This window comes from Paraburkholderia ultramafica, from assembly GCF_902859915.1.
Lineage (GTDB): Bacteria > Pseudomonadota > Gammaproteobacteria > Burkholderiales > Burkholderiaceae > Paraburkholderia > Paraburkholderia ultramafica.
Map to the genome: position 1 here is coordinate 162,301 of NZ_CADIKK010000002.1, position 20,562 is coordinate 182,862.

The 20,562-nt window shown below is 62.3% G+C and carries 15 protein-coding genes and 2 pseudogenes; 5 read left to right on the forward strand and 12 right to left on the reverse strand.

What is annotated here, in order from left to right; translation table 11 throughout:
• Positions 1 to 133: 133 nt before the first annotated feature.
• A complete protein-coding gene (locus HV744_RS02785; protein WP_175148025.1) occupies positions 134 to 1,693 on the forward strand; it encodes a methyl-accepting chemotaxis protein in 1,560 nt (519 codons plus the stop codon).
• Positions 1,694 to 1,836: 143 nt separating this feature from the next.
• Here HV744_RS02785 and HV744_RS02790 read toward each other — a convergent pair.
• Both HV744_RS02790 and HV744_RS02795 read right to left on the reverse strand, forming a co-directional pair.
• Positions 1,837 to 2,236: pseudogene (locus HV744_RS02790) on the reverse strand (substrate-binding domain-containing protein); the annotation flags it as partial.
• A 200-nt stretch (positions 2,237 to 2,436) separates the two neighbouring features.
• Positions 2,437 to 5,724, reverse strand: coding sequence for an adenylate/guanylate cyclase domain-containing protein (locus HV744_RS02795; RefSeq protein ID WP_175148026.1), 3,288 nt, complete (start codon positions 5,722 to 5,724; stop codon positions 2,437 to 2,439).
• Positions 5,725 to 6,207: 483 nt separating this feature from the next.
• Here HV744_RS02795 and HV744_RS02800 point away from each other — a divergent pair, with 483 nt between their 5' ends.
• On the forward strand, positions 6,208 to 8,439 hold the full coding sequence (locus tag HV744_RS02800) for a SulP family inorganic anion transporter (RefSeq protein ID WP_281363623.1): 2,232 nt from the start codon (positions 6,208 to 6,210) through the stop codon (positions 8,437 to 8,439).
• 775 nt (positions 8,440 to 9,214) lie between these two features.
• Here HV744_RS02800 and HV744_RS02805 read toward each other — a convergent pair.
• The 6 genes from HV744_RS02805 to HV744_RS02830 form a co-directional block, all read right to left on the reverse strand.
• Positions 9,215 to 9,517 (reverse strand): hypothetical protein, encoded by a 303-nt coding sequence (locus tag HV744_RS02805; protein ID WP_175148028.1) that lies wholly within the window; start codon positions 9,515 to 9,517, stop codon positions 9,215 to 9,217.
• Between the two features lie 93 nt (positions 9,518 to 9,610).
• Positions 9,611 to 9,772 (reverse strand): hypothetical protein, encoded by a 162-nt coding sequence (locus HV744_RS02810; protein ID WP_175148029.1) that lies wholly within the window; start codon positions 9,770 to 9,772, stop codon positions 9,611 to 9,613.
• 56 nt (positions 9,773 to 9,828) lie between these two features.
• The gene (locus HV744_RS02815) at positions 9,829 to 10,152 is read right to left on the reverse strand and encodes a hypothetical protein (RefSeq protein ID WP_175148030.1); all 324 of its coding nucleotides are present in this window, start codon (positions 10,150 to 10,152) and stop codon (positions 9,829 to 9,831) included.
• 59 nt (positions 10,153 to 10,211) lie between these two features.
• Positions 10,212 to 12,278 carry an MAC/perforin domain-containing protein gene (locus tag HV744_RS02820; protein WP_175148031.1) on the reverse strand — a complete coding sequence of 689 codons (2,067 nt, stop codon included), beginning with the start codon at positions 12,276 to 12,278 and terminating at the stop codon, positions 10,212 to 10,214.
• 21 nt (positions 12,279 to 12,299) lie between these two features.
• Positions 12,300 to 13,166 (reverse strand): hypothetical protein, encoded by an 867-nt coding sequence (locus HV744_RS02825; RefSeq protein WP_175148032.1) that lies wholly within the window; start codon positions 13,164 to 13,166, stop codon positions 12,300 to 12,302.
• Positions 13,167 to 13,654: 488 nt separating this feature from the next.
• Positions 13,655 to 14,008 carry a hypothetical protein gene (locus tag HV744_RS02830; protein ID WP_175148033.1) on the reverse strand — a complete coding sequence of 118 codons (354 nt, stop codon included), beginning with the start codon at positions 14,006 to 14,008 and terminating at the stop codon, positions 13,655 to 13,657.
• A 525-nt stretch (positions 14,009 to 14,533) separates the two neighbouring features.
• On the opposite strand from HV744_RS02830, the gene HV744_RS02835 reads away from it, so the two are divergent.
• On the forward strand, positions 14,534 to 15,283 hold the full coding sequence (locus HV744_RS02835) for a glycoside hydrolase family 19 protein (RefSeq protein ID WP_175148034.1): 750 nt from the start codon (positions 14,534 to 14,536) through the stop codon (positions 15,281 to 15,283).
• Positions 15,284 to 15,368: 85 nt separating this feature from the next.
• On the opposite strand, the gene HV744_RS02840 is transcribed toward HV744_RS02835, so the two are convergent.
• Complete coding sequence (locus HV744_RS02840) at positions 15,369 to 15,833, reverse strand: response regulator transcription factor (RefSeq protein ID WP_217469080.1); 465 nt, start codon at positions 15,831 to 15,833, stop codon at positions 15,369 to 15,371.
• A 763-nt stretch (positions 15,834 to 16,596) separates the two neighbouring features.
• On the opposite strand from HV744_RS02840, the gene HV744_RS02845 reads away from it, so the two are divergent.
• Together HV744_RS02845 and HV744_RS02850 are read left to right on the forward strand one after the other, a co-directional pair.
• On the forward strand, positions 16,597 to 17,625 hold the full coding sequence (locus tag HV744_RS02845; RefSeq protein WP_175148035.1) for an NHL repeat-containing protein: 1,029 nt from the start codon (positions 16,597 to 16,599) through the stop codon (positions 17,623 to 17,625).
• A gap of 384 nt (positions 17,626 to 18,009) precedes the next feature.
• Positions 18,010 to 18,432: a cupredoxin domain-containing protein gene (locus tag HV744_RS02850; protein WP_175148036.1), complete on the forward strand. Its 423-nt coding sequence runs from the start codon at positions 18,010 to 18,012 to the stop codon at positions 18,430 to 18,432.
• 39 nt (positions 18,433 to 18,471) lie between these two features.
• On the opposite strand, the gene HV744_RS37080 is transcribed toward HV744_RS02850, so the two are convergent.
• From HV744_RS37080 to HV744_RS02865, 3 genes and pseudogenes are all read right to left on the reverse strand, one after another.
• Entirely contained in the window at positions 18,472 to 18,822 is a 351-nt protein-coding gene (locus tag HV744_RS37080) for a hypothetical protein (protein ID WP_246278921.1), read from the reverse strand.
• Positions 18,823 to 19,063: 241 nt separating this feature from the next.
• The gene (locus HV744_RS37085; protein WP_246278922.1) at positions 19,064 to 19,600 is read right to left on the reverse strand and encodes a type III PLP-dependent enzyme domain-containing protein; all 537 of its coding nucleotides are present in this window, start codon (positions 19,598 to 19,600) and stop codon (positions 19,064 to 19,066) included.
• A gap of 94 nt (positions 19,601 to 19,694) precedes the next feature.
• A pseudogene (locus HV744_RS02865) lies at positions 19,695 to 20,480 on the reverse strand (LysR family transcriptional regulator); the annotation flags it as partial.
• Between the last annotated feature and the right edge of the window lie 82 nt (positions 20,481 to 20,562).

Consider the following 20,562-nt stretch of genomic DNA (forward strand, 5'->3'; position numbering starts at 1 on the left):
GATCCGGAGTTCGGCATCCTGCCGCTAAGGGAATTTCCCCACTGCGGATTTCCGCCGATATGCCGTTATTCAATTGCGGCGGGCAGATGGCGCAGCCAGATGTCTTTCAACGGCCTTGCAATTTGGAAATAAAGTGAACCGTCTTAGTTTGAATACAAAGTTATGGCTGGCCTTGCTGGTTACGTGGCTGGGCCTTCTGTTCCTCGGTGGCTGGGCCGCCATGCAATCGCGCAACACCATGCTGACCGGGCGCAAGGCCGCGATCGAAGACGTGGTCAACGCGGCGAACGGAATTGTCGCCGAATACGCGAAGATGGCCGAGCGAAACGAGTTGACGCAGGCGCAAGCGCAGCAGCAGGCGATGGCGCGGCTCTCAGCCATGCGTTTCCCCGGCAATGGCTACATGATCGTTACCACGGCGCAACCCGTCGTCATCATGCATCCGGTACTCGCCGATCTGCGCAACAAGGACGTGAACACCTATGCGGACACCAACGGCAAGCTTCTGTTCGTAGAGATGGTCAAGCTCGCGCAGGCGAGAGGTGAAGGCTTTGTCGACTATATGGCGCGCCTGCCCGGCAAGACAGACCGGGTTCCGAAGATCGCTTTCGTGAAGCGCTTCGCGCCGTGGGACTGGTATCTGATCTCAGGCGTCTATGTCAACGATGTCGATGAAGCTTTCAGGACTGACCTGCTGAGTTACCTCGCGATGATCTGCGTGATCGGCAGCCTCGGATCAGTCGCGCTCGTGATGATCATCCGCAATGTCAAACGCAGCCTCGGGGGCGAGCCCGCGTACGCGGCCACGGTTGCAGAAGCGATCGCGGATGGCGATTTCTCACACGATGTCACGCTCGGCGCTGGCGATAGCGGCAGCATGCTGTTCGCAATGCAGCGCATGCAGCACCGGCTGGCCGACACAATCCGGCGCATTCGCGGCGGGACGGAGACCATTACCGTCGCCGCCGAGCAGATTGCGGCGGGCAACCTGGACCTGTCGGCGCGCACCGAACAGCAGGCATCGTCGCTCGGCGAAACGGCGGCGAGCATGGAACAACTGACCGCGACCGTCAAGCAGAACGCGGACAACGCGCGTCAGGCCAACCAGATGGCGCTCACCACTTCGCGTATTGCCGGTGAAGGAGGCGCGGCGGTGCAGCAGGTGGTCGATACGATGCAGACCATCGCGAGCAGTTCGGTACGGGTCGTCGATATTATTTCGGTTATCGAAGGGATCGCATTCCAGACCAACATCCTCGCGCTCAATGCGGCTGTCGAGGCTGCTCGAGCGGGTGAGGAGGGCCGGGGTTTTGCCGTGGTCGCCGGCGAGGTTCGCAACCTCGCGCACCGCAGCTCGGAAGCAGCCAAGGAAATCAAGCGTCTCATCGAGGATTCGGTCGAGCGGGTCGAAAATGGCAAGGCGCTGGTGGAAAAGGCGGGCAATACAATGCAGTCGCTGGTTCATTCCGTACAACACGTAACCGATATCATCAGCGAAATCTCCACGGCGTCGGAAGAGCAGACACGCGGTATCGAGCAGGTGAACGTCGCTATTGCGCAGATGGACGAGACGACGCAACAAAACGCAGCGATGGTCGAACAGGCAGCCGCCGCGGCGCAGTCCATGCAGGAACAGGCACAGATGCTTCGCGACCTCGTCAATGTGTTCCGTCTCGGCGCAATGAGCGCGTGAGCTCGGCGAGGCGTGGCCATACGGCCACGCCCCTTACTTTTGCGAGCGCATTCAACGCCCCGCCAATATTCCCATAGGAAGAAGTCGCGATCGAGTTCGTCGAACCGCTTGTGCTACCTCATCCAGCCAATCGCGCCAGGAAACTACCTCGGGCACGGCCCGGTCGACTGCCGAACCTGCAATAGCGCGCGCACCTCGTGCCCACGTTGCGATTGTTTGCCGTCGAGCGCGTCGAGCAGGTGCTGCGCCGCAAGCCACCCGATCTCAGCGGTGTCGACTCGCATTGTTGTCAGCGCGGGGCGCATCTCTTTCGCGATCGCGAGATCGTCGAAGCCTGTCACGGACAGTTCGCCGGGAATCGCGATCCCCCAGATCCTCCGCTTCGCGCAGCACCCCAAGCGCGATGTGGTCGTTGCCGCAGATGATCGCGCTCGGGCGCTCAGTCTGGGATTGCCAGATCGCGCGCAGGCTGCGCCGCCCGAAGCCGATCGTCGATTCGCCTTCGAGTAAATGCTCTGGCCGTACCGCGAGGCCGTGCTGGTCGGGGGCCGGGTTGTGTCCGGGGTATCGAGGGAATCGGGCATCGGGTTATGCAGCAGAGGGCCAGTCGGGAACGCCCGCCATCTCAGAGGTGCAAGTATGAGAGCGCGTTTGCCGGGTAAACACCCGATCATCGATGGCCGAATGGCCGCAATGACAGTGAGCCGAGCCGAATCGTTGAAATCTGCTGGCCGCCCCCTTCGCTAAGCGGAGAGCGCAGCGTCCACCGCAGGCAGATAGCTGTTGAAGCCCGCTTCCGCGAGGGCTGCGCGCGCGCGCTTCAGTTCGCGCCGCGTTTCTTCACTAGCTCGGTCTTGCTGCGTGCGAGCGAGGGCGCGGCCGCGCGCCACAAAAAGCTGCGCCCACGGCAGCGGCTCGGCGCACGTATAGTCTTCGAGCGCAGCGACATAGCGCAATGCGCCGGCCGCATCGCCGGCGGACAACATCGCGTCAATCGCGTCACGGTAGAACCACAGATGATTGTGACCAACCGCGCCGCGCCGCAGCATGTCGGCGCCTTCGGCGAGCAGGCGCGCGCGTTCGCCGTTGTCGTCGACGGCGCGGCTCAGTGCCCCCACGGCCTTGGGTGCGCTGAACTGCGTACCCACCTCGCAACAGATCGCCAGCGCTTCACGCAGCAGATCGGCGGCCTCGCGCCGACGCCCGCTTTCGAGCAGGACGCGCGCTCGCATTTCCATGTTCTGCGCTTCGAAGCGGCGAGCGCCCAATTGACGGATGATCTGCATCTCGCGCTCGAGGTGGGCGAGAGTCGCCTGCATGTCGCCCATTTCGTAGCAGGCAAAGACGCCCAAGGTTTCGCAGAGCATCTGCGCCCGCGGCTGGCCGACCAGCGCCGCGGCGCGTGCGGCGGCGCTGACGTCCTCGCGCGCCGCGCGTGCCTCGTTGAGGAAGATCCTGCTGAAGCCCACCATCGAACGATTGGCGACCTCGATCCGGCCGAAGCCGTGTTCGCGGCTCAATGCGACGCACCGGCTGAAGTGCTCGAAAGCGGTGCGCATGCGTCCTTGCGCGTAGGCGGCATCCGCGATGCCGCCAAGCGCACGCGCCTCGGCTTCGGGCGAGCCGAGCCGCGTTGCGTAGGCAAGCCCAAGCTCATGCTCGGTACGGCAGTCATCGATCCTGCCAAGCGGAAAGAGGATGTTGCCACGCAGGTGATGAAGGCGCGCGAGTTCCGCGACCTTATCCAGACGCTGCGCCACGTGCTGAGCCGCGTCGAGCAGAGAGAGGGCTTCGGCGAGGCCTTCACTCACCCGCAGCCCTTCGGCGAGCCCTATCTGCGATTGACAAAGCTCCGCCTGGTCCGGCGCCGCGGCTACGGCCGCGCGGTATGTCGCGATCGATCCGGCGATGTCGCCGAGATCGCGTTGGAGTTCGCCCCTGAAGCAGATCAGCGCGTGGCGATCGCTAGCCGTTTGCGCGATCTGCAGACCTCGCTCGACTAGCCGGAATGCCGCCTCGGTCAGGTAGGCCGCGCGTTGCGCGAGCGCGGTGTCGAAGTAGGCGCGCGGTGCCCGTTCGTCCTCGGCGCGATCGAGATGTTGGGCGTGAAGCACCAGGTCGGTCGCCGCAAACCAGTCGGCCGCGCGGCGGTGCAACTCGCGTCGGCGCGCGTGCAGCAGCGTCGAGTAGACGCTCTCCTGGATCAGCGCGTGGGCAAACAGGAAATCGTCACCTTCCGGCACGACGAGCGCGTTGGCGACGAGCCCATCGCAAACGTACTCTGGTGTATCGATCAGCCGCCGCAGCAAGGCGAGGCCAAAGCGCTGGCCGATCACCGCGGCGGCCTGGAACGCCTCGCGGTCGCGCGCGCCCAGCCGGTCCATGCGCGCCAGCACGAGGCTCTGGATGGTCGCGGGAACGGCTTCTTCGCTGCCTTCCTCGGCGTTATGCAGGAGTTGTTCGAGGAACAGCGGATTGCCGCCGGCGCGTTCGATGCAGGCCCGCGCGACCCGCTCGCTCGCATCGATAAAGCCGCCGGCCAGGTTCAGCGCCTCGTCGCTGCGCAGCGGGCCCAGGTCGATCGTGACGAAGGGCGTGCCACGACAACCTGCGCGCCATGCCGCGTCGAGCGCATCACCGTCCACGCGCGAGGTCATCACCAGCAGGCCCGGACCGTTCGCGATCGCGACGGCGAAGGCGGCCAGATAACTGAGCACCTGCGGATCAGCCCAATGAAGGTCTTCCACGACAATCATGCCTGGCTTGCGCCGGCACACATCCGCGCTGATCGCTGCTGCGACCGCACGCTTGCCGCGCGTGCGTGCGGCATTGTCCATCGCGTCGTAGAGCGTGCGCCATTCGTCGGTTTGCGGGAGGTCGAGGATGTCGTGGAGAAACATCAGTTGATCGGGACCGACGGCCCCGGACGCGGCAACCTGTGCCGCGGCGGCGCGCCGTTCGTCGGCGCTGGCCGCCGGCCGCAGGTCCAGCAGGCTGTCGACGATCGTGCGAATAGGGTCCTGGTCCTTGCCCACGCCGAAATCCAGAACGAGGGCGCGGTGGCTGGCAAAGCCCAAGGTTTCGGCGAAGCGGCGCATCTCGTCGACGAGCCGCGTCTTGCCGATGCCTGCCTCGCCGCGCACATAGACGACGTGGCCGGCGCGCTGCTCAAGACACGTATGCGCGAGGCCCTTGAACTGTTCGAGTTCAGCCTTGCGGCCGACAAATACGCCGCGGCTTGCCGTGAGCGGTTCAAAGGCGACGCTGCGCAGACGCCACACGCGCACCGGCGCGTCGATTCCCTTGAAGCGCATCGTGCCGACGGCATCGCTCAGCACGACGTTGCCGAGCGCGCGATGCACGCTATCGGAGAGCAACGTCTCCCCCGGGCCGGCGGCGGCGACCAGCCGGGCAGCGAGGTTCACGGAGTCGCCGAGTACCGTGTAGTCCTGAACGTCCGCGCGCTCGAACGAACCCGCGACCACCTCGCCGCTGGCGATGCCCACGTGTGCCCTTAGCGGGGGCGATGCGTGCTCGGCCAGCCCGTTAAGTGCCTCATGAATTTCCAGCGCGGCGCGCGCCGCGCGCAGCGGATCGGTGTCATGCGCGCGTGGCGCGCCGAAGATCGCCATCACGGCGTCGCCGATGTGCTTGTCGATCGTGCCGCCGTAGCTGAGCACGATCCGATCGACGAGCGCCGTGTAACGTGCGGTCAATTCGCTTAGCTCTTCGGGGTCGAGCGTTTGCGACAGCGCGGTAAAGCCGCACAGATCGGCGAACAGAATGGTGACCTGGCGCCGCTCGCTTGCGGGCACATTGACGACTGCGGGCGATGCCGCGCGCCGCGCGGCGTCGCGCTGATCGGCGATCGCCGCCAGCAGGCGCTTGCGGTGGCCGAGCGAGACGACGCCGAGCTCTTTCAGATCCGCGTCGTTGAGTTGCTCCAGCATCGAGACATCGATGTCGTTTTCGGTAAATGCGGGGGCGTATTGCTCGAGCCCCAACGCATGCAGCCACTGATCGATATCCATCACCGCCGCCCAATCCGATGCGTTCGAACGCGCTTGCTCCGGCGCTGTTCACTGTCGCGACAGGCTGTCGAACCGGCTTCACACACCGGGCCGCGCGGCGCCGGCGGATCATACGAATCGACGCCGCGCCTGCCACCGCAAAACGCGTAGCCGGCGCACTGTGCCCGGTGTTCCAGTATGGGTCACAAAACACAGTGTACGTCTGGCGTGACGGACACGGACAACGGACATGAGCGGTGCCGCACGCGGATTTCGCCGGCAGCACGGCAGCATGACTGCGTGGCGTAGTGCGTTGACACTGGCTGCGGCGGCGACGGATACTGCGTAGCGAATCGGGCTCGATATCGGGCGAGCAGGCAAGTGCCACATGCAGTCGTTCGTCATCCGGAACAATGGATAACGTTTGAACCACGCATCACCGCAGCCCGCCGCGCGCATCGCAACGCCCAGGCGAGACCCTATCCGCTCTCACGGGGAAGCACTGTGAAGCAAGGTACTCCAGGTTCCTTATCCGAGGTCCGCTCCGGAATCCGCATCAGAGGTCTGCTCGGAGACCTGACGGCCGGTATGGTGTCGATGTTGGTCATGCTCTGCTACGCCATGAGTCTGGGCACCATGATCTTCAGCGCGGATCTCGCCCGTTACGCCGGACTCGGCGTGCCCACCGCCTTCATCAGTTGCGTCGTGACCGCACTCGTGATCGCGTTGACGAGTTCGATGCGCATGAACATTGCCGGACCCGACGGCAACGCGACGGCGTTTCTTGCCGGTGTGGCGGCCGGCGTCGCGAGCAGCGCGCGGGCTGACGGCGGTACGCCCCAGACAATCCTGTTGACGGTGCTGATCACCATCGCGTTGTGTTCGGTGGTGACGGGCATCATTCTGTACGCCGTCGGTTCGTCGAAGCGCAGCCGTTCGCTGCAATTCCTGCCTTACCCGGTCGTGGGCGGCTTCCTTGCCGGTACGGGCTACCTCCTGCTGGCTGGCGCGTTTCGGGTCGTGACCGGCGAGCCCTTGAGTTGGGACACGTTGGCGCTGGTGAAGCACGTGAGCTGGCTGGTGTGGACACCCGCAGCGCTGGTGTGCGCGTTAGCCACGCTGCTGTCGCACACCTGGAAACACGCTGCGGCGTTGCCGGTTACGCTCGCACTCGGTGTCGCGCTGTTCTATCTGCTGCTGGTTGCAGCAGACCTGTCGGTCGACGACGCCCGCAAAACGGGTTTGTTGCTACCGCACGTGGCGCTGCATCCTATCCGACTTCCCGAGCTGCGTTGGCCGGCATCGCTCGCGCATGGCAGCGTCGACTGGCCGGCGATCGGTGCGCACTTGCCGGAGACGCTCGTCGTCACATCGATTTCGGCCATCACGATCCTGATGAATTCGACCGCGATTGGCGCAGCCACCGGTGAGGACATCGATCTGAACCGCGAGATGCGGGCAGCCGGCATTGCCAACATCGCGAGCGGGATGTTAGGCGGGATGGTCGGTTACCAGTCGTTCAACCGGTCGATGCTCAATGCGCGCGCCGGCGCGACAAGTCGTCTGGCCGGCGTGATCGCCGCGCTTGCCTGCCTGTTCGTGCTGGCCGTCTCGCCGGACCTCGTGGCGCTGTTCCCGGTGCCGGTGCTGGTCGGCTTGCAGCTCTTCATGGGGCTCCGTCTGTTGATTCAGTGGCTGGTCGGCGGGTATCGCAAGCTCAACTGGCATGAGTATCTGCTTGTCCCGCTGATTCTGGGCGCCATTGCGTTCTACGGCGTCATCACGGGTGTGGTGGTCGGGGTGATCGCCGCCTGTGTGATGTTCGCCTTGCTGTATGGCCGTGTCAGTTGCGTGCGTATGGAGTTCGACGGCAGCACGCGCACGTCGAATGTCGAACGCAGTATCGAGGCAGTCGCATTGCTTCACGAACGCGGTGCGCAGGTGTGCGGAATGTGCTTGCAGGGGTTCCTGTTCTTCGGCACGGCCAATTCGATCTTGCAGCGCGTACGCGAACGGCTGGCCACAGGCGGGCCGCTGCCCGTTCGCTTTGTCGTGCTCGACTTCGCGTCGACTAACGGCATGGACGCGTCGGTATCGATTAGCTTCGTCAAGCTCAGGCAGTTGTGCGCGACGAAGAATGCGGACCTGGTGCTGACCGGGTTGCCGATGCGCTCGCGTACGCTGCTCATGAAGACCGGCACGCTGAATCTCCGGATTCACGAGTTCGCTACGCTGGATGCCGGGCTGGAATGGATCGAGGAAGCGCTTCTCGCGGCGGATTCTCGCGCGTTGCCTCGCGCTGAGGAAGATTTTCACGCGATGTTCGCGCAGCATTTTTCGCCTGCCGCGCTCGCGAAGTTGCTGGCCCTTCTGGAAGTGCGCGAGCTTGATGCGGGGCAAGCGGTGTTCCATCGTGGTGAGCCGGGGGACGCCATGTACTTTGTCGAGCGCGGCCGTGTCGCGGTTTTGCTGCCGCTTGGCGACGGGAGGTCTCTCAGGCTGCGCTCGTTTGGGCCGGGTACGATCGTCGGCGAGATGGCGGTGTATACGCAGCAGCAGCGTAGCGCGGATGTTCTCGCGGAGGGGCCGGCACGTGTGCGCCGTTTGACACTTGAGTCGTTGCGTGACCTCGAGAAGGATGACGCCGTGACCGCGCAGCAAATTCATCGTTATGTCGTCAAGGTCATGGCGTCACGTCTTGCAGTCGCGGACGAGGCCTTGCGCGCGGCGCATTGACTGGCGAGCGGTTGTTGCTGGTGTAGATCGCGGTTGGGGAGCGTGCCTGGTTCGGGATGGGAATGTTGGTTGCGGTTGTCTTCGTTGTGGTGCCGGTTTTTATGTCATTGCCGCGCAGGGTTGGACTCGGCATAAGTGTTGGTGCGGTGCTGCGTTCCGGGTCTTGCAGGGATGGCGCTCCGATTGGTGGCTTTCGCAAAGAGGCATGATCGATCAATGCAAACCAACTGAGGATTGCTCGCGCGGGGAAGCGACGTGCCGTATGTGAGTACGCACGAGTCAGCGCGCAGCCTGTTGCCGAAGGTGGCGCGATTCGCAGGCGAGACCGGATTGCGTGGGGTTTGGCTGGTCGCTGTCAGGCAGGTAGCGGACGGTCATTCCACAATCTTTCTACGTGCTTGTATTTGACCGACCCGATGTCTCTGGCTTCTTTCCGCTTGCGCCCGCAAGCGTTGTATAGCCTCGGCGGGGTCGTCGGCAATGTGATGGGATAGGCGTCAGGTGTTAACCCGCCTGGATACACGGGCAATGCGACCTTCAATACCGCAGAACTGGGAGGACGGTACTACATTACGCCAGGGCTTTTGAGCGGAGTTACGTTCGACTACACGCAGCGAAACTCCGTCAAGGGCGACGGCGGAGCCAAATACATGCAGTTGGACGCCGGCGTGGATTATTTCCTCTCCAGGCGTACGGACGCGTACCTTTTTGACCGTCCTTCAACGTGCGCCAAGACGCGATTCGTTGCGCCCGTGAACGCAGAGCTCGGCGACGCTCAAAACACGATCTGATTGTTCGCCTGGTTCGGCATCGCGTAGTTCAGGACGACTGCGCCTCCCGGACCCATTTCGACGAATGCGACGTTTCCCGGGTGGACCGTTATCGCCGCGGGCGGATTCTGATTCCGCATAACAGGCGGGTTGGGCGGGTTATGCAGCACGATGGAGGTGAAGGTGATGGTGAGCACCTTCGCCTCGTCGGAATCGAGCGTCGCAACCATGTTTCCGTGTGCGTCGTTGAACGAGATCCGCAACGGCGTGGTGTTGGTGACGGGACTGCTGTTGAAGTTGACAGGCATGATCGCCTCCTCGGAGAAAATGTTATGCAGTGTTATCGGTGAGCCCTCGCTGTCCTGCCTCGGCTTCCACCAGAGCCAGATCAGTTCCTCGGTCTACGCTTCCGTGTCGCTGCTAGACGGCGACGCGCCGCTCGCCACGAATTCGCTGTCGAGCGCGTCCAGCACCCGGTTGGCGGGGGCGCTGCCGATTTTCAACTTGTCCTGCAGAACGAGCGCCCCCGTGACGTCCTTGCGGCTTCGCTCACGAGCCGTCACGTGCGCTGTGCCGTCCCCGGTCTTGTTTGCCTCGGGTGTGCCCCGCTCCCCGCAAATCAGGAAACGTTGATAAGCCCGAGCTCGTTGCTTAGGGTCGTGCCGGTGATGCTGTAGCGCGCCGTCTTCCCGCAGCCCTTCTGATAGGTGAAAGCCTGCTGCGCCTCGTTGTCGTTGCCCCAAACCACGATGGCCTTGAGCTTGACCTTCGAGCCGTCCGGCACGTTCAGCGCGCTCAGGTCGACCGTGCGCTCCTGGCCGAGCGGGATGTCGTTGTTGTCGGGGTAGGTTTTGCCCTCGCCGCCGGTGGCGGGCGCGGCGATCACATGGAGCTTGGCAACGAACCCCCCGCCATTCTTCAGGCTGATCTTTTCGATGTTCATGGTCTTTTCCTCTTCAGTCGCGCCGCCCTCCGACAATCGGGAGCGGCCTGAAATTCATTTCAGATGTCCACCTCCTCGCCTCCCGGCTTGACCGTCTGTGGTTGCGATTGTGGCTCTCCCGCCTGGACGGGGGCCGGCTGTGGAGTGTCGACCTGTTGCGGCCCGGCCGGCTGAACCGGTGGTAGCGTCCCGGGCGCATCGGCGCCTGGCGCCGGGCTCGCGGCGAAGCTGATCTCTTCGCCGCCCTGCTGGGTGCGGACGAGATCCTTCAGCATCTGGGCGCGGTAGGTCGCCCAGTCGATCGGCGTGGACAGCGCGGCCCCGAGCTCGTTCGAATTGAGCAGGATCGGGATGATGGTTTCCCTGAGGTCCGGGGGCAGGAGCGACAGGAGCGGCACGACATCGGCGAAAGCGATCGCGTTCCACCAGCCGGCGTGGCTCAAGGTCGCGGCCCAGCCATAAGGATCGAGAGCGAGCGCGGGGTTGCCGCCCGACGCGGTCACCTCGATCGCCTGATCGCTCGATTCGTAGATCCTGGTTGCGGATTCCTTCGTCTTGAATCCGCTGCGTGCGCTCGCCGTCACTGCCTTGTAGCTGCCCTGCACATCGGCGCTGAATTCACGCACGCGCTCGTTTTTGTCGGTATTGGCCTCGAGCTTGCGGTCCTGTCGATAGATCAGCTTGCCGCCGAAGATCGTGCGAAGCGGCACATGGGTGCCGTAGCTATCGAGGATGCGTGCGAGCGCACCGACACAGTCCGCGCCTGCCTTGCCTTTCGCGAGGGCCACGAGTGCGGTCGCATCATCGAAAAAGGGCTTGGAGAGCACGATGCTGCGCGAATCGATGACCACCTCGCCCCGCGCGACGAGATACTCGACCCGCAGGTGCAGCTCGCTGCTTGCGGTTTCTCTCGACCGGGTCGTTTCGTCCTTGTAATCCGACTTGATGGCAAGGCTCGCCGCCTTGCCCTCGACGCCGACCGAGCCGCCGACGTTCCATGAGAGCGAAGAGGAGATGGCGTCGAGGGTGCGCACCTGGGTCGCCGAGGTCGAGAAGCGCGTCGACGTGATCGGGCGGACCACCGCGACGAAGTCATCCTTCGATTCGGCGTCGAAGGCCGGGCGCAGCGCACGCTCGAGCTCGTAGCTGCCATCGGCCGCGAGCACGAACCGCAGGCCGTGCAGGTAACGCAACGCGCCGAGCAGCGCCGCCTGCTCGGAGACGTCCATGCGATCGAAGACGTCCTGCGGCGCACCGACGGGGATGGTCGGCCGGCCGAGGAAAGGCGCGAGCAGGTCCTGGGTATCGCGCAGGCTCGGCGTCGCGCCGGACCCGGCGGGTGCCGCGGCGGCGGTCGTGGTCGACGAACCCGAGGACGACGCGCCCGGGGTCGTCGCGGCATTGCGCTTGCGCGGGGTCTCGAAGCGAAAACGGAGGAGTCCGAGCTTGTCGTCGGCTTTGCCGAGCTTGCCACCTACGGTTTCGAAAGGCTCCATGTCGAGTGGCACGGGCTTCTGCGCGCTGTCGAGGAAGGGCAGATCGGCCGGCGCGTCTTCCTTGAGAAAGGCACGCAGATCCTTGAGGGTCTTGTCCTCGCCGCCGCCGGGCCAGTCGATGGCCTTGGGTTTGCCGCCGTCCTTGAGCAGCAGCAGCTTGTAGATCTTCGGCGCTGCCGCCGGCGCTGGTTTGGATTCGCGCTCGACCGCGAGCTCGTCGAGCCGGCGCAGATAGGTGCCGTCCTCGTCGGCGGTGGCGACGAGCTCGCCGCCGATGACGAACACGTCGGCGTCCGCGATCAGCTTCGCGTTGTTCTTGCGGAACTGGCCGAGCGTCTCGTCGGGCCGAACGAAGATCGAGTGCTTCTTGCCCGCCTTGTCGACGAAGGTGAGGATACGGCGTATCGGCACGATCGCCACGACCATGCTGTCGGTGAGTTGTGTATTGCTCTCGTCGGCATCAGGGACCACCTTGAGCGTCTCCGCGCTGGTGCCGCTGCGGAACTGGTCCTCAGTGTCCATCTCGCCGGTGCTGATGAAGACTTTGCGCAGGTCAGCGAGTGTCGCGGCATCGGGCGCGGCGTCGGGGCGCGACTTGCCGTCGCGTGCCTGGAGCGTGTAACTGATCACTTTGATGCCCTCCCTATTCCGCTATGCCGACGTGATCTTCCTGCGCGCGAGTTCGAGCGCCTCCGGCGAGTTCACGATGACCAACTTGATATCGACCGCCACCTCGCCGCCGGCTTCGGCTGGCGCGATTGGCACGGCCGGTCGTGCGGGGATCGCGGCACCGTGCGCGAGATAACCCATGAGGCCGGACGCCGCGGTGAGCACGGCCTGCACTTCGGCGGCCGCGACGGGCGCAGGGGCCGGTGCGGGGGCCGGCGCGGCGGCGGGCTTCGTGACCGGCAGCGGCTGAGAGAAATCGGTCGGCACATCGAAGAGCGCGTCGGTGTCTGCGAGTTCCTTTCCCGACACGCGCCCGGCGAAGCCTTCCGAAATGAAATGGGTGTCGACGTCGAAGATGCCTTCCGTGCTTTTCAGCTCGCGCAGATGCCTGAGCAACTTACCGATGCCGTCCTTGGAGACGTTGTCGATGCGCTTGCCGGGCGCATAGGCAGCCATCAGCGCCGCGAGTTCCTCGTAGTCTTCGCGCGGACAGAAGGGACCGAGGTCGGTCCAGCGCAAGCCGGCCGCGTCCACCTTGATGAGCGGGATGACCTTAAGGGTGATGATCTGGCGGTCGTCGGGGGAGATGTCAGGGCCGTCGAGACTCACCACGTCCCGCGCAACCGCGGACAGCGCGCGGTTGCTGTCGACCCAGCGGTCGAGCAGCACCGAGCCCTGACAGTCGAGGCCGTTCGGGTCAAAGTTGTCCGCGCTCTGCACGACCATGGCCTGCGTGGGCGCACCCGGTCGCTCGCGGCCACGCACCTCGAGCCGCGCCTGAAAGCCCCGTCGACCCGAGCTAGCAACCGAGAAGGTGAACGGCCGATCGCGAACGATCAGGAGCATCACGCTATTGTCTTTCTCGACAAAGAATCCACCCGGCCCTCCTGCTCCGCTCAGAAGGTTGATGACGGTCCGACCGCGAGTAACCTTGTCAGAGACGCTTCCGGTGATTGGCATGATGCGTCCTCCGAACGTCGCCACCTGCCGACGTTGCATTATAGTAAACAGTCCATATCAATTAATCGGGAATCGAAACAACCCAGCATCATCGTGTCGACGCGCGCGACGTGATCCGGCGGCGCTGAATGTGAGCCAGGCGTCTCGTCACGATCCGATAACGGCCCCTGCGAAAACAGAGTGAGTAATTGAAAGTCCTGTGACCGATGCTTATGGACTTAGCATTTTCTCTCTCCCTTGGCTCGACTGGTTGACCGCCTAACGCATAGCTAACCGACGCGCCACCGGACACCACTAATTCAGCTCTATCCATACACACCTAACGCTTCGCATCAGTCCGAGTAGATGCCGATTGTTGGGCTATTCACTGTGCTGGATTACATTCGACTCAGAACTGTGATCAGTCGTTGATTGGCTTCAGCCGCCTGGAAGAGCCGAAACCCTGGCTGGCCCAAGTGCGCCCTCACATCATTGAAAGCGTCATTAAAAGGCGCCTTCTGCGCGGGACCTTGAAGCACGACTTGAAGTCCATTAACTTCTAATCCATTGACGTTATCCCAGCCAAACGGATTTCCATCTCCGCCGTTCTGATCAATCCACGTTTGTATGCCGTTAAAATAAACCGTATAGGCAGCGATGTATTGGGCTTGATTGTTAAGGTCACAATTGGCCCATGTCGCGAGATTTGGGTTCTGCATTTGCGCTGCAAGTTGCGCTGGGTCGAATGGCATCACAGTGCTCCTTTCGGTTTGCATTTTCCTGCTGTGCCGAGGTCGAGACGTCGACACGGCGGATCTCACTGCCCAAGAACTGAAGCGTACGTTGAGCATCCTGGTAGCGCGCTCAAAGCGTGACAAAACATCCGCTTGTGATAAAAGGGCTGAGCTGTTAGCCAATCGGTTTTGAGAGATCAGAGTGAGCGTTGAGCGCAGCCCCCGGAAGACGAAGCGTGGAATGACGTATTTAAATTAGGATTTTTCATACGGTATAGATATGCCACTCTTTGCGTATTGACATGCGACCCCAATCGTGATGTGGCGATTCAAGCGCAATGAGAGATCGAGTCAATGCCCGGCAGCGTTGATTACTCGTGTGAGCCGAACCAAGGTCTTTCGAAAGGTGTATTCAACGTAATCCACGCCGCCGCATGGCCAGACCTCCTATCATGTAAAGCACGGCGGCCGTTCGTTAGATCATAATTGTCAGTAATACTGACAAGTGAGCGGCATTCTGGAGGTTCATTCTTTGGAGATCGTATGGACACTGAAACATTCCAGCGCGCGGCGAACCTCTCGCCGGCGCTCGCCGAACGCTGGATCTCAGCGATCACGGCAGCTGCCGACGAGTTCGACATCAACACGCCCGCGCGCCTTGCCGCGTGGCTTGCGCAGATGGGGCATGAGAGCGGCGGATTCAGGCTGCTGAGCGAGAGCTTCAACTATGCGCCGGATGCACTGAAAATTTTCTCGCGCATTCCCGCAGGCATGCGTTCGCAACTCGGACGACAGCCAGGCGAGACGACGGTCCCTATCGCACGGCAACGGCAGATTGCGAACCTGGCCTACGCGAGCCGGTTCGGTAACGGCGACGCCGCGAGCGGAGACGGCTGGCGCTATCGGGGGCGCGGGCTAAAGCAGGTTACGTTCAAGGACAACTACCGGGATTTCGGCCGCGACCTGTGTCAAAGGGAAGGTCATGAGATCCGCGCCCGTTACGCTCGAAACCGCGACGCCGCCCGATGCGGATCATGCTGCCAATGCCGCTCCGATCATCGGGACGGCGAATCCGGCGATCACAGTTCCGTCACCGGTCGGACCCGATCCGCCGCCGCCTACATCAAAGCCTCCCGGCGAACAACTGTTCCTCCGCCGAGACCTCAACGAGTCCTGCTGCTGCTCGACTTCATTTCAGGCCGACAGGATGTGCATATCCGGGATATCGGCGACATCAAGTACCCGGTTCGGCAAGACGACAGAGTTGGAGCGGCGCGTGAAGCGACGCGATGATCATGCGCTTGTTCACTTTCGATCGGTCGGATCAGAAGGCAGTTGACCTGGAGGTGAAGACGAAGCGCGGGGTGGCGTATTTGACTCAGGATTTGTCAGGCGCGACAGGTACGCCACTCTTTGCATTTTGACCGGCGACCCAGGCTGTAAGCTGACGGGTCGAGTGCATGCCGAGTTTGCGCAGAACGTGCTCGCGATGTTTGTCGACGGTGCGGGAGCTGATCTTCAAAGTACGCGCGATCTCTTTGCTGGATAGTCCACGACAAAGGAATACCACCACGCGAGTTTCGGCAGGAGTCAATCTGTGATCGGACAGAGACAGCGCGAGCGCGTTATCGAGACGAGCCCAAAGATGCTGGCAAGCAATGGAAGATGTGGTTGGGGCCGCCTTTTTTTTCTTTATTCGAGCGCCGTGGCGACGCACCGTGTCGATGCTGATTCCAAGTTGCGCCGCAATGGCTTTGTTGCTGATGCCTCGGGTGACTAGTTCGAGGATTTCCTCTTGTCGCGGCGTCAGAGCGCTGCTCGACCCGGTGCGCGTGGCCTTCAACGAGTTCGTTGCCGCTATTCTGGTCTATTGCATTCAGAACACGAATGAACCACCTCGTTACGTCAGCATGACACATACTCTCCGATGCCAAGTATAGGTCGAATGCGGCATTTGGCATGATCGTTCGCAATCCGGGCAATCACGGCGCGGCACGCTGTCAATGCACAGTGCATTAACGGAAACCGTTGTTAAAATCAGCCCCGGTGGCGCCTTACCCCACAAGGGTTGCATTAGTTACCCGCGTGTGTTGTCGCTCAATTTTTCAGGTCCGTTCCGGTTGCCGGAATCCTCGACTGGCGTTCGCTCTCCGCATTTTTCAGGTAAATAGATTACAAATTTCCGTTGCCTTGTGTTGATATGCACACATGTGCTGTCGATCCGAAACAGCGCTCGGGGCGTGCGTCGTGCCCGCGCATCCTTCGACGTGAAACGCATATTCATTGATCATTGGAGTGATCAAAAGCGCGGGCGCTCGAACGTATCATTCGCTCCGACTTGGGCTGCTGCCGTCCCTCCGAATGACAGGCGTTCCCGCCGTTCGTTGCCGGGCCTGAACGAGCCAATCATGCGTTAAAAAAAGCTCATCCATATGCGACATGGGGCCATAACACGTTAGCACGCCGGACTACCGTTCGATAACGATGGGCGTTCTCTCGCATCGTCCGCCAAAACACAGGTTCCAACTGGCGGAAGTTCGTTCTGCCTCCGCCCGGCGTCTATGCTTGATGAGCGCATTCGCACAATATGACCGAGGAGGCCTGTCATGAAACCCGCGCTATGTGTCGCCGTCGTCAGTATGCTGTTCGGGGTCCAACTGGCGCACGCCGCCTGCCCCAACGACGCCGCCTTTCTCGCCCTCGGTGATCAGATTCGCGGTTACTCCTTGCGCGCCAACGGGGCGACCGAGCCCTGCCAACTGCTGCAAGGGCCGCTCACCACCCTCATGACCGCTGGAGCGACGGTGATCGACAAAAAGGACTTCTTTCACGTTGCGCAGTTTCTCACCAGCAGCACCGTCGACATCTTTCCGCGGAAGGCCGAGGGCAATGAGGCGCCGCGTCGCTCGTTCATGTTGACGGAGACAAATGATCTGCTCAGCATCGCGGTGGATTCCCACCTGAACGACTTCGTCATGACCGTTCGACCGTCCGAAGCAGGAGTGCTGGTCGTTCCCAATAACAGCTCTGGTCCTCTGCCCAATCCGATTCGCATTACTGATGCGAATATCAGCCAGTACGTGAGCATTGCCATTGACAGCGACGACAATCTGCTGATTGCGGGTTATGACATACAGGGGGCGGTGATCATCGACACGCTTGGCACGAGCCGGAGCATTACCTCCCCGCCGCTTCTGCGCAGCCTCACGGGTAGCAAAACCGGCCTGTTGCCGGGGGGCGTAGGCTTCGCAAGAAACGACATGACGATCGCTGTCGATCCTCGTACGGACGAATTATTCGTCTACAACGCGACCACGGACCTGACGCAGATTCAGGTGAGCGTTTTCGCCGCCAAGGCGAACGGCGATGTGCCGCCGGTACGGACAATCAGCGGTCCAGCCACGGGAATCACTGGGCCGGGCGTGCCGGGAAACAAGATCGCCGTTTCCTCGGACGGGCGGCTCCTTGTTGCCGAGCCAAACCTGCGCATTCTCGCGTTCGCGCCGGGAGCAAGGGGCAATGTGGCACCGTCCCAGGTCATCGAGGACTCCACCCCCGGTCCAATCACCCAGGGAGGGATTGCGGTCCGCTCGGGAAGGCGCGGGCAACAGAATGAAAAGGACGATGATCGATGAAACGGAGAAGCCGGTGGCAATAATCCGATCGAACTTAGACCTCTGGCGTCGAGCGGCCGACGCTGCCGCTCGACGATAACGGACAGTGACATAAGCGGTGTTCTGACGACGGGCAATGCGCCGGTAAACGGCGCAGCGGCCCTGCATGAGACGCGCCGCTCGGTTCATAAGCGCATCAACCGCGTCACCCCGCGATCAGGTCATGCACCCGAGTATCAACATGACCGTCACCACGCACTGGTCGAGCGCGTCACACCCGGACCTCGGCTCAGGCCAAAGGAATAAATCCCCCGCGCGATACGTTTAGCAATCAGCATCTGCCGGTGAGCAGGCTAAAGCGCTCGACTATGTTTCAATCGCACTCGTCCGATGGGGGGAACGGCTATGTCCGCAAGATTCAGAGGCTGCACCACAATCTTCGTATGCGCGGCCGCGCTCAGTCTCGTTTCGGTGTCAAGCGAGGCAAGCGAAACGATACGAGTGAAGCTGCTATCGAACGCGATTCAGCTCGATACAGGCAGCGTCAAGGCGGGAACGCTCACTTTCGAGGTGACGAATGCGGCGGACAATAACATGAAGCACGAACTGGTTGTGCTGAAGACCGATACGGCCGACGATCGGCTGCCGGTGAAGAACGGACAGGTCCCCGAAGCCAGATTCAGGAAGATGGGCGAGGCGGAAGACGTGGCGCCCGGCAAGAGCAAACGTCTCACACTCATGCTCGCACCGGGCCATTACGTGCTGATCTGCAACAAGGCCGGTCACTATTCGCAGGGGATGCACACTGCGTTGCTCGTCACCCGCTAAGTTCATTCGCGTACCGGCACGTGGTTTTCTGGCGCGCCATCAAGTGATCGAGAACCTGATCGATGCCTCGCACGAAATGCGTGCGAGGCACATGACTATCGAGGTTGAACGAGTAGAAATGCCGACGTCGCGGTTTCGCCCCGGCGCTGCCCATCGACCATGCCCTGTCAGCGCTTGAAAATAACCTTCGCTGTTTCGAGGTCGATCGGAGAGGATGTATGCTGGTGGGTAATCTTCCACCCGTCGCCTTTCTGACGACCATACACCCCACATGTCGAAGACCAACACATCGCCGTCGTACAGCGCGACGAACGAGTCGACGTCTTTGGCGAATACCGCGGCTTTGTAGCGATCCAGAACCAGCAGGATCGGATTGTCGAGTTTGTCCACTGTGTTTCCTCCTGAATCAGATGATGACGACGGCTGGAACTCGGGTAGAACAGCGAATCCGAGGGATCTTGACGGGTTGCTTTCAAAGCAACGACGATCGACAAGCCGCAGGATCGACATCTAACAGGAAAAGATCTGCGGACTCGATATTGGGCTGCGTTGGTCAAATCTTGCCGCGCTCAGGCCGCCGGGCACCGACACCGTTGCCACCCACTCGACATGAAATCGAGCCTGCACTTCATCACCTCGACAAACCACGCGCATCGACCTTCCACACCGCCTCGACGCGCGCGTCTCGCACGCACACGAACTCATCGTAGAGATTCACCGTGGGATCGCAATGCCCGGGAACGATGAGTACGCGCTGCCCGATCAGCGGCTCGGTCACATAATCGCGATCGTTCGCAATGTCCAGCATGCCGTGCTCGTCGCTGGCTCCGACGTATGCCAGTTCGGGCATCTCCAAAGGGGAGAGCGGCGGGGGAAGCGGCGCCACATGCCGCGGCAATCCCGAATCGACAGCCAGCCCCTTCAGCCCGACATCGCACACCGCAACGCCGGGTCGCGGCGCGCTCATGATGGTGGAGAGAATGTGAAGACTCTGCCGCGGCTTTTCGAAAGCCGTCCATTCGAGGCTGCCGTATGCACCGTCGCCGAACACATAAGAGCCGGCCTGAACCTCGGTATAGATGCCGCTTCGCGCATCGAACTCCACCGTGCCCGTGCCCCCGCCGGTGACGACGGGTGTGCGGACGCCATGCCGCTCCAGCGCGCTCACGAACTCCGCTGCACGCTGTGCCGCGAGGCCCGCCGCCTCCCGGCGAGCCTGCCACGACGTAATCTGCTGCGCGCCGCCGTGATACGCCTGAATCCTCCGGAAGCACGATCCGCAAGCGCCCGCTCTCCAGATACCTGGCAAGATCCCATTCCGACCGGACGAGAATGCCGTGGCCGTCTAGCGCCCAGCCCAGCACGATGTCGCCGTCGTTGCTCGACAGCATGCCATGCACCTTGATCGCTTGCGCGTCGCCGTTGTGCATGAGACGCCAGATCCCATACGCGTTGTCGTTCTGGCGATGCACGATGCACTGGTGGTTCGACAGATCGGCGAGCGTTTCAGGCGTGCCGTGCAGTTCGAGATAGCGCGGCGACGCGCACAGGAACCGTCGATTCGACATCACCCGGCGCGCATTGAGCCGCTTGTCCGGCAACTCGCCGAAGCGGATCGCCAGATCCACACCGCTTTCGACGAGATCGATCGGCCGGTCCGTGACGTCCAGTTGCACTTCGACGTGCGGATACCGCTTCGCGAATTCGGAGACGAGCGGCGCGATCGTGGTGCGCCCGAATCCCAACGTCGCGTTGATCCGTAGCAGCCCTTTGGGCACGGAGCGGCTGGACGAGACGACTTCCTCCATCTCCCGCACTTCGGCCAGAATTCGCGTCGCGTAGTCGAGGTAGGTCTCGCCTTCGGCGGTCAGGCTGATGCTGCGCGTCGTTCTGTTGACCAGGCGCACGCCCAGGCGCGCTTCCAGTTGCGCCAGCCGTTTGGTGGCCGCCGGCGGCGTGATGTCCATATCGCGCGCCACGGCGGACAGATTGCCGTGCCGCGCGAGCAGGACAAAGAACTCCAGATGGGAGGAGAGGTCGCTTTTCACCTTAAGTTAATAAAGAAGTGACTTTGAGTGAATCATAACGCCGGTCGTCGCGAATAACCTATGAACTCACGCAGCCGGTTGC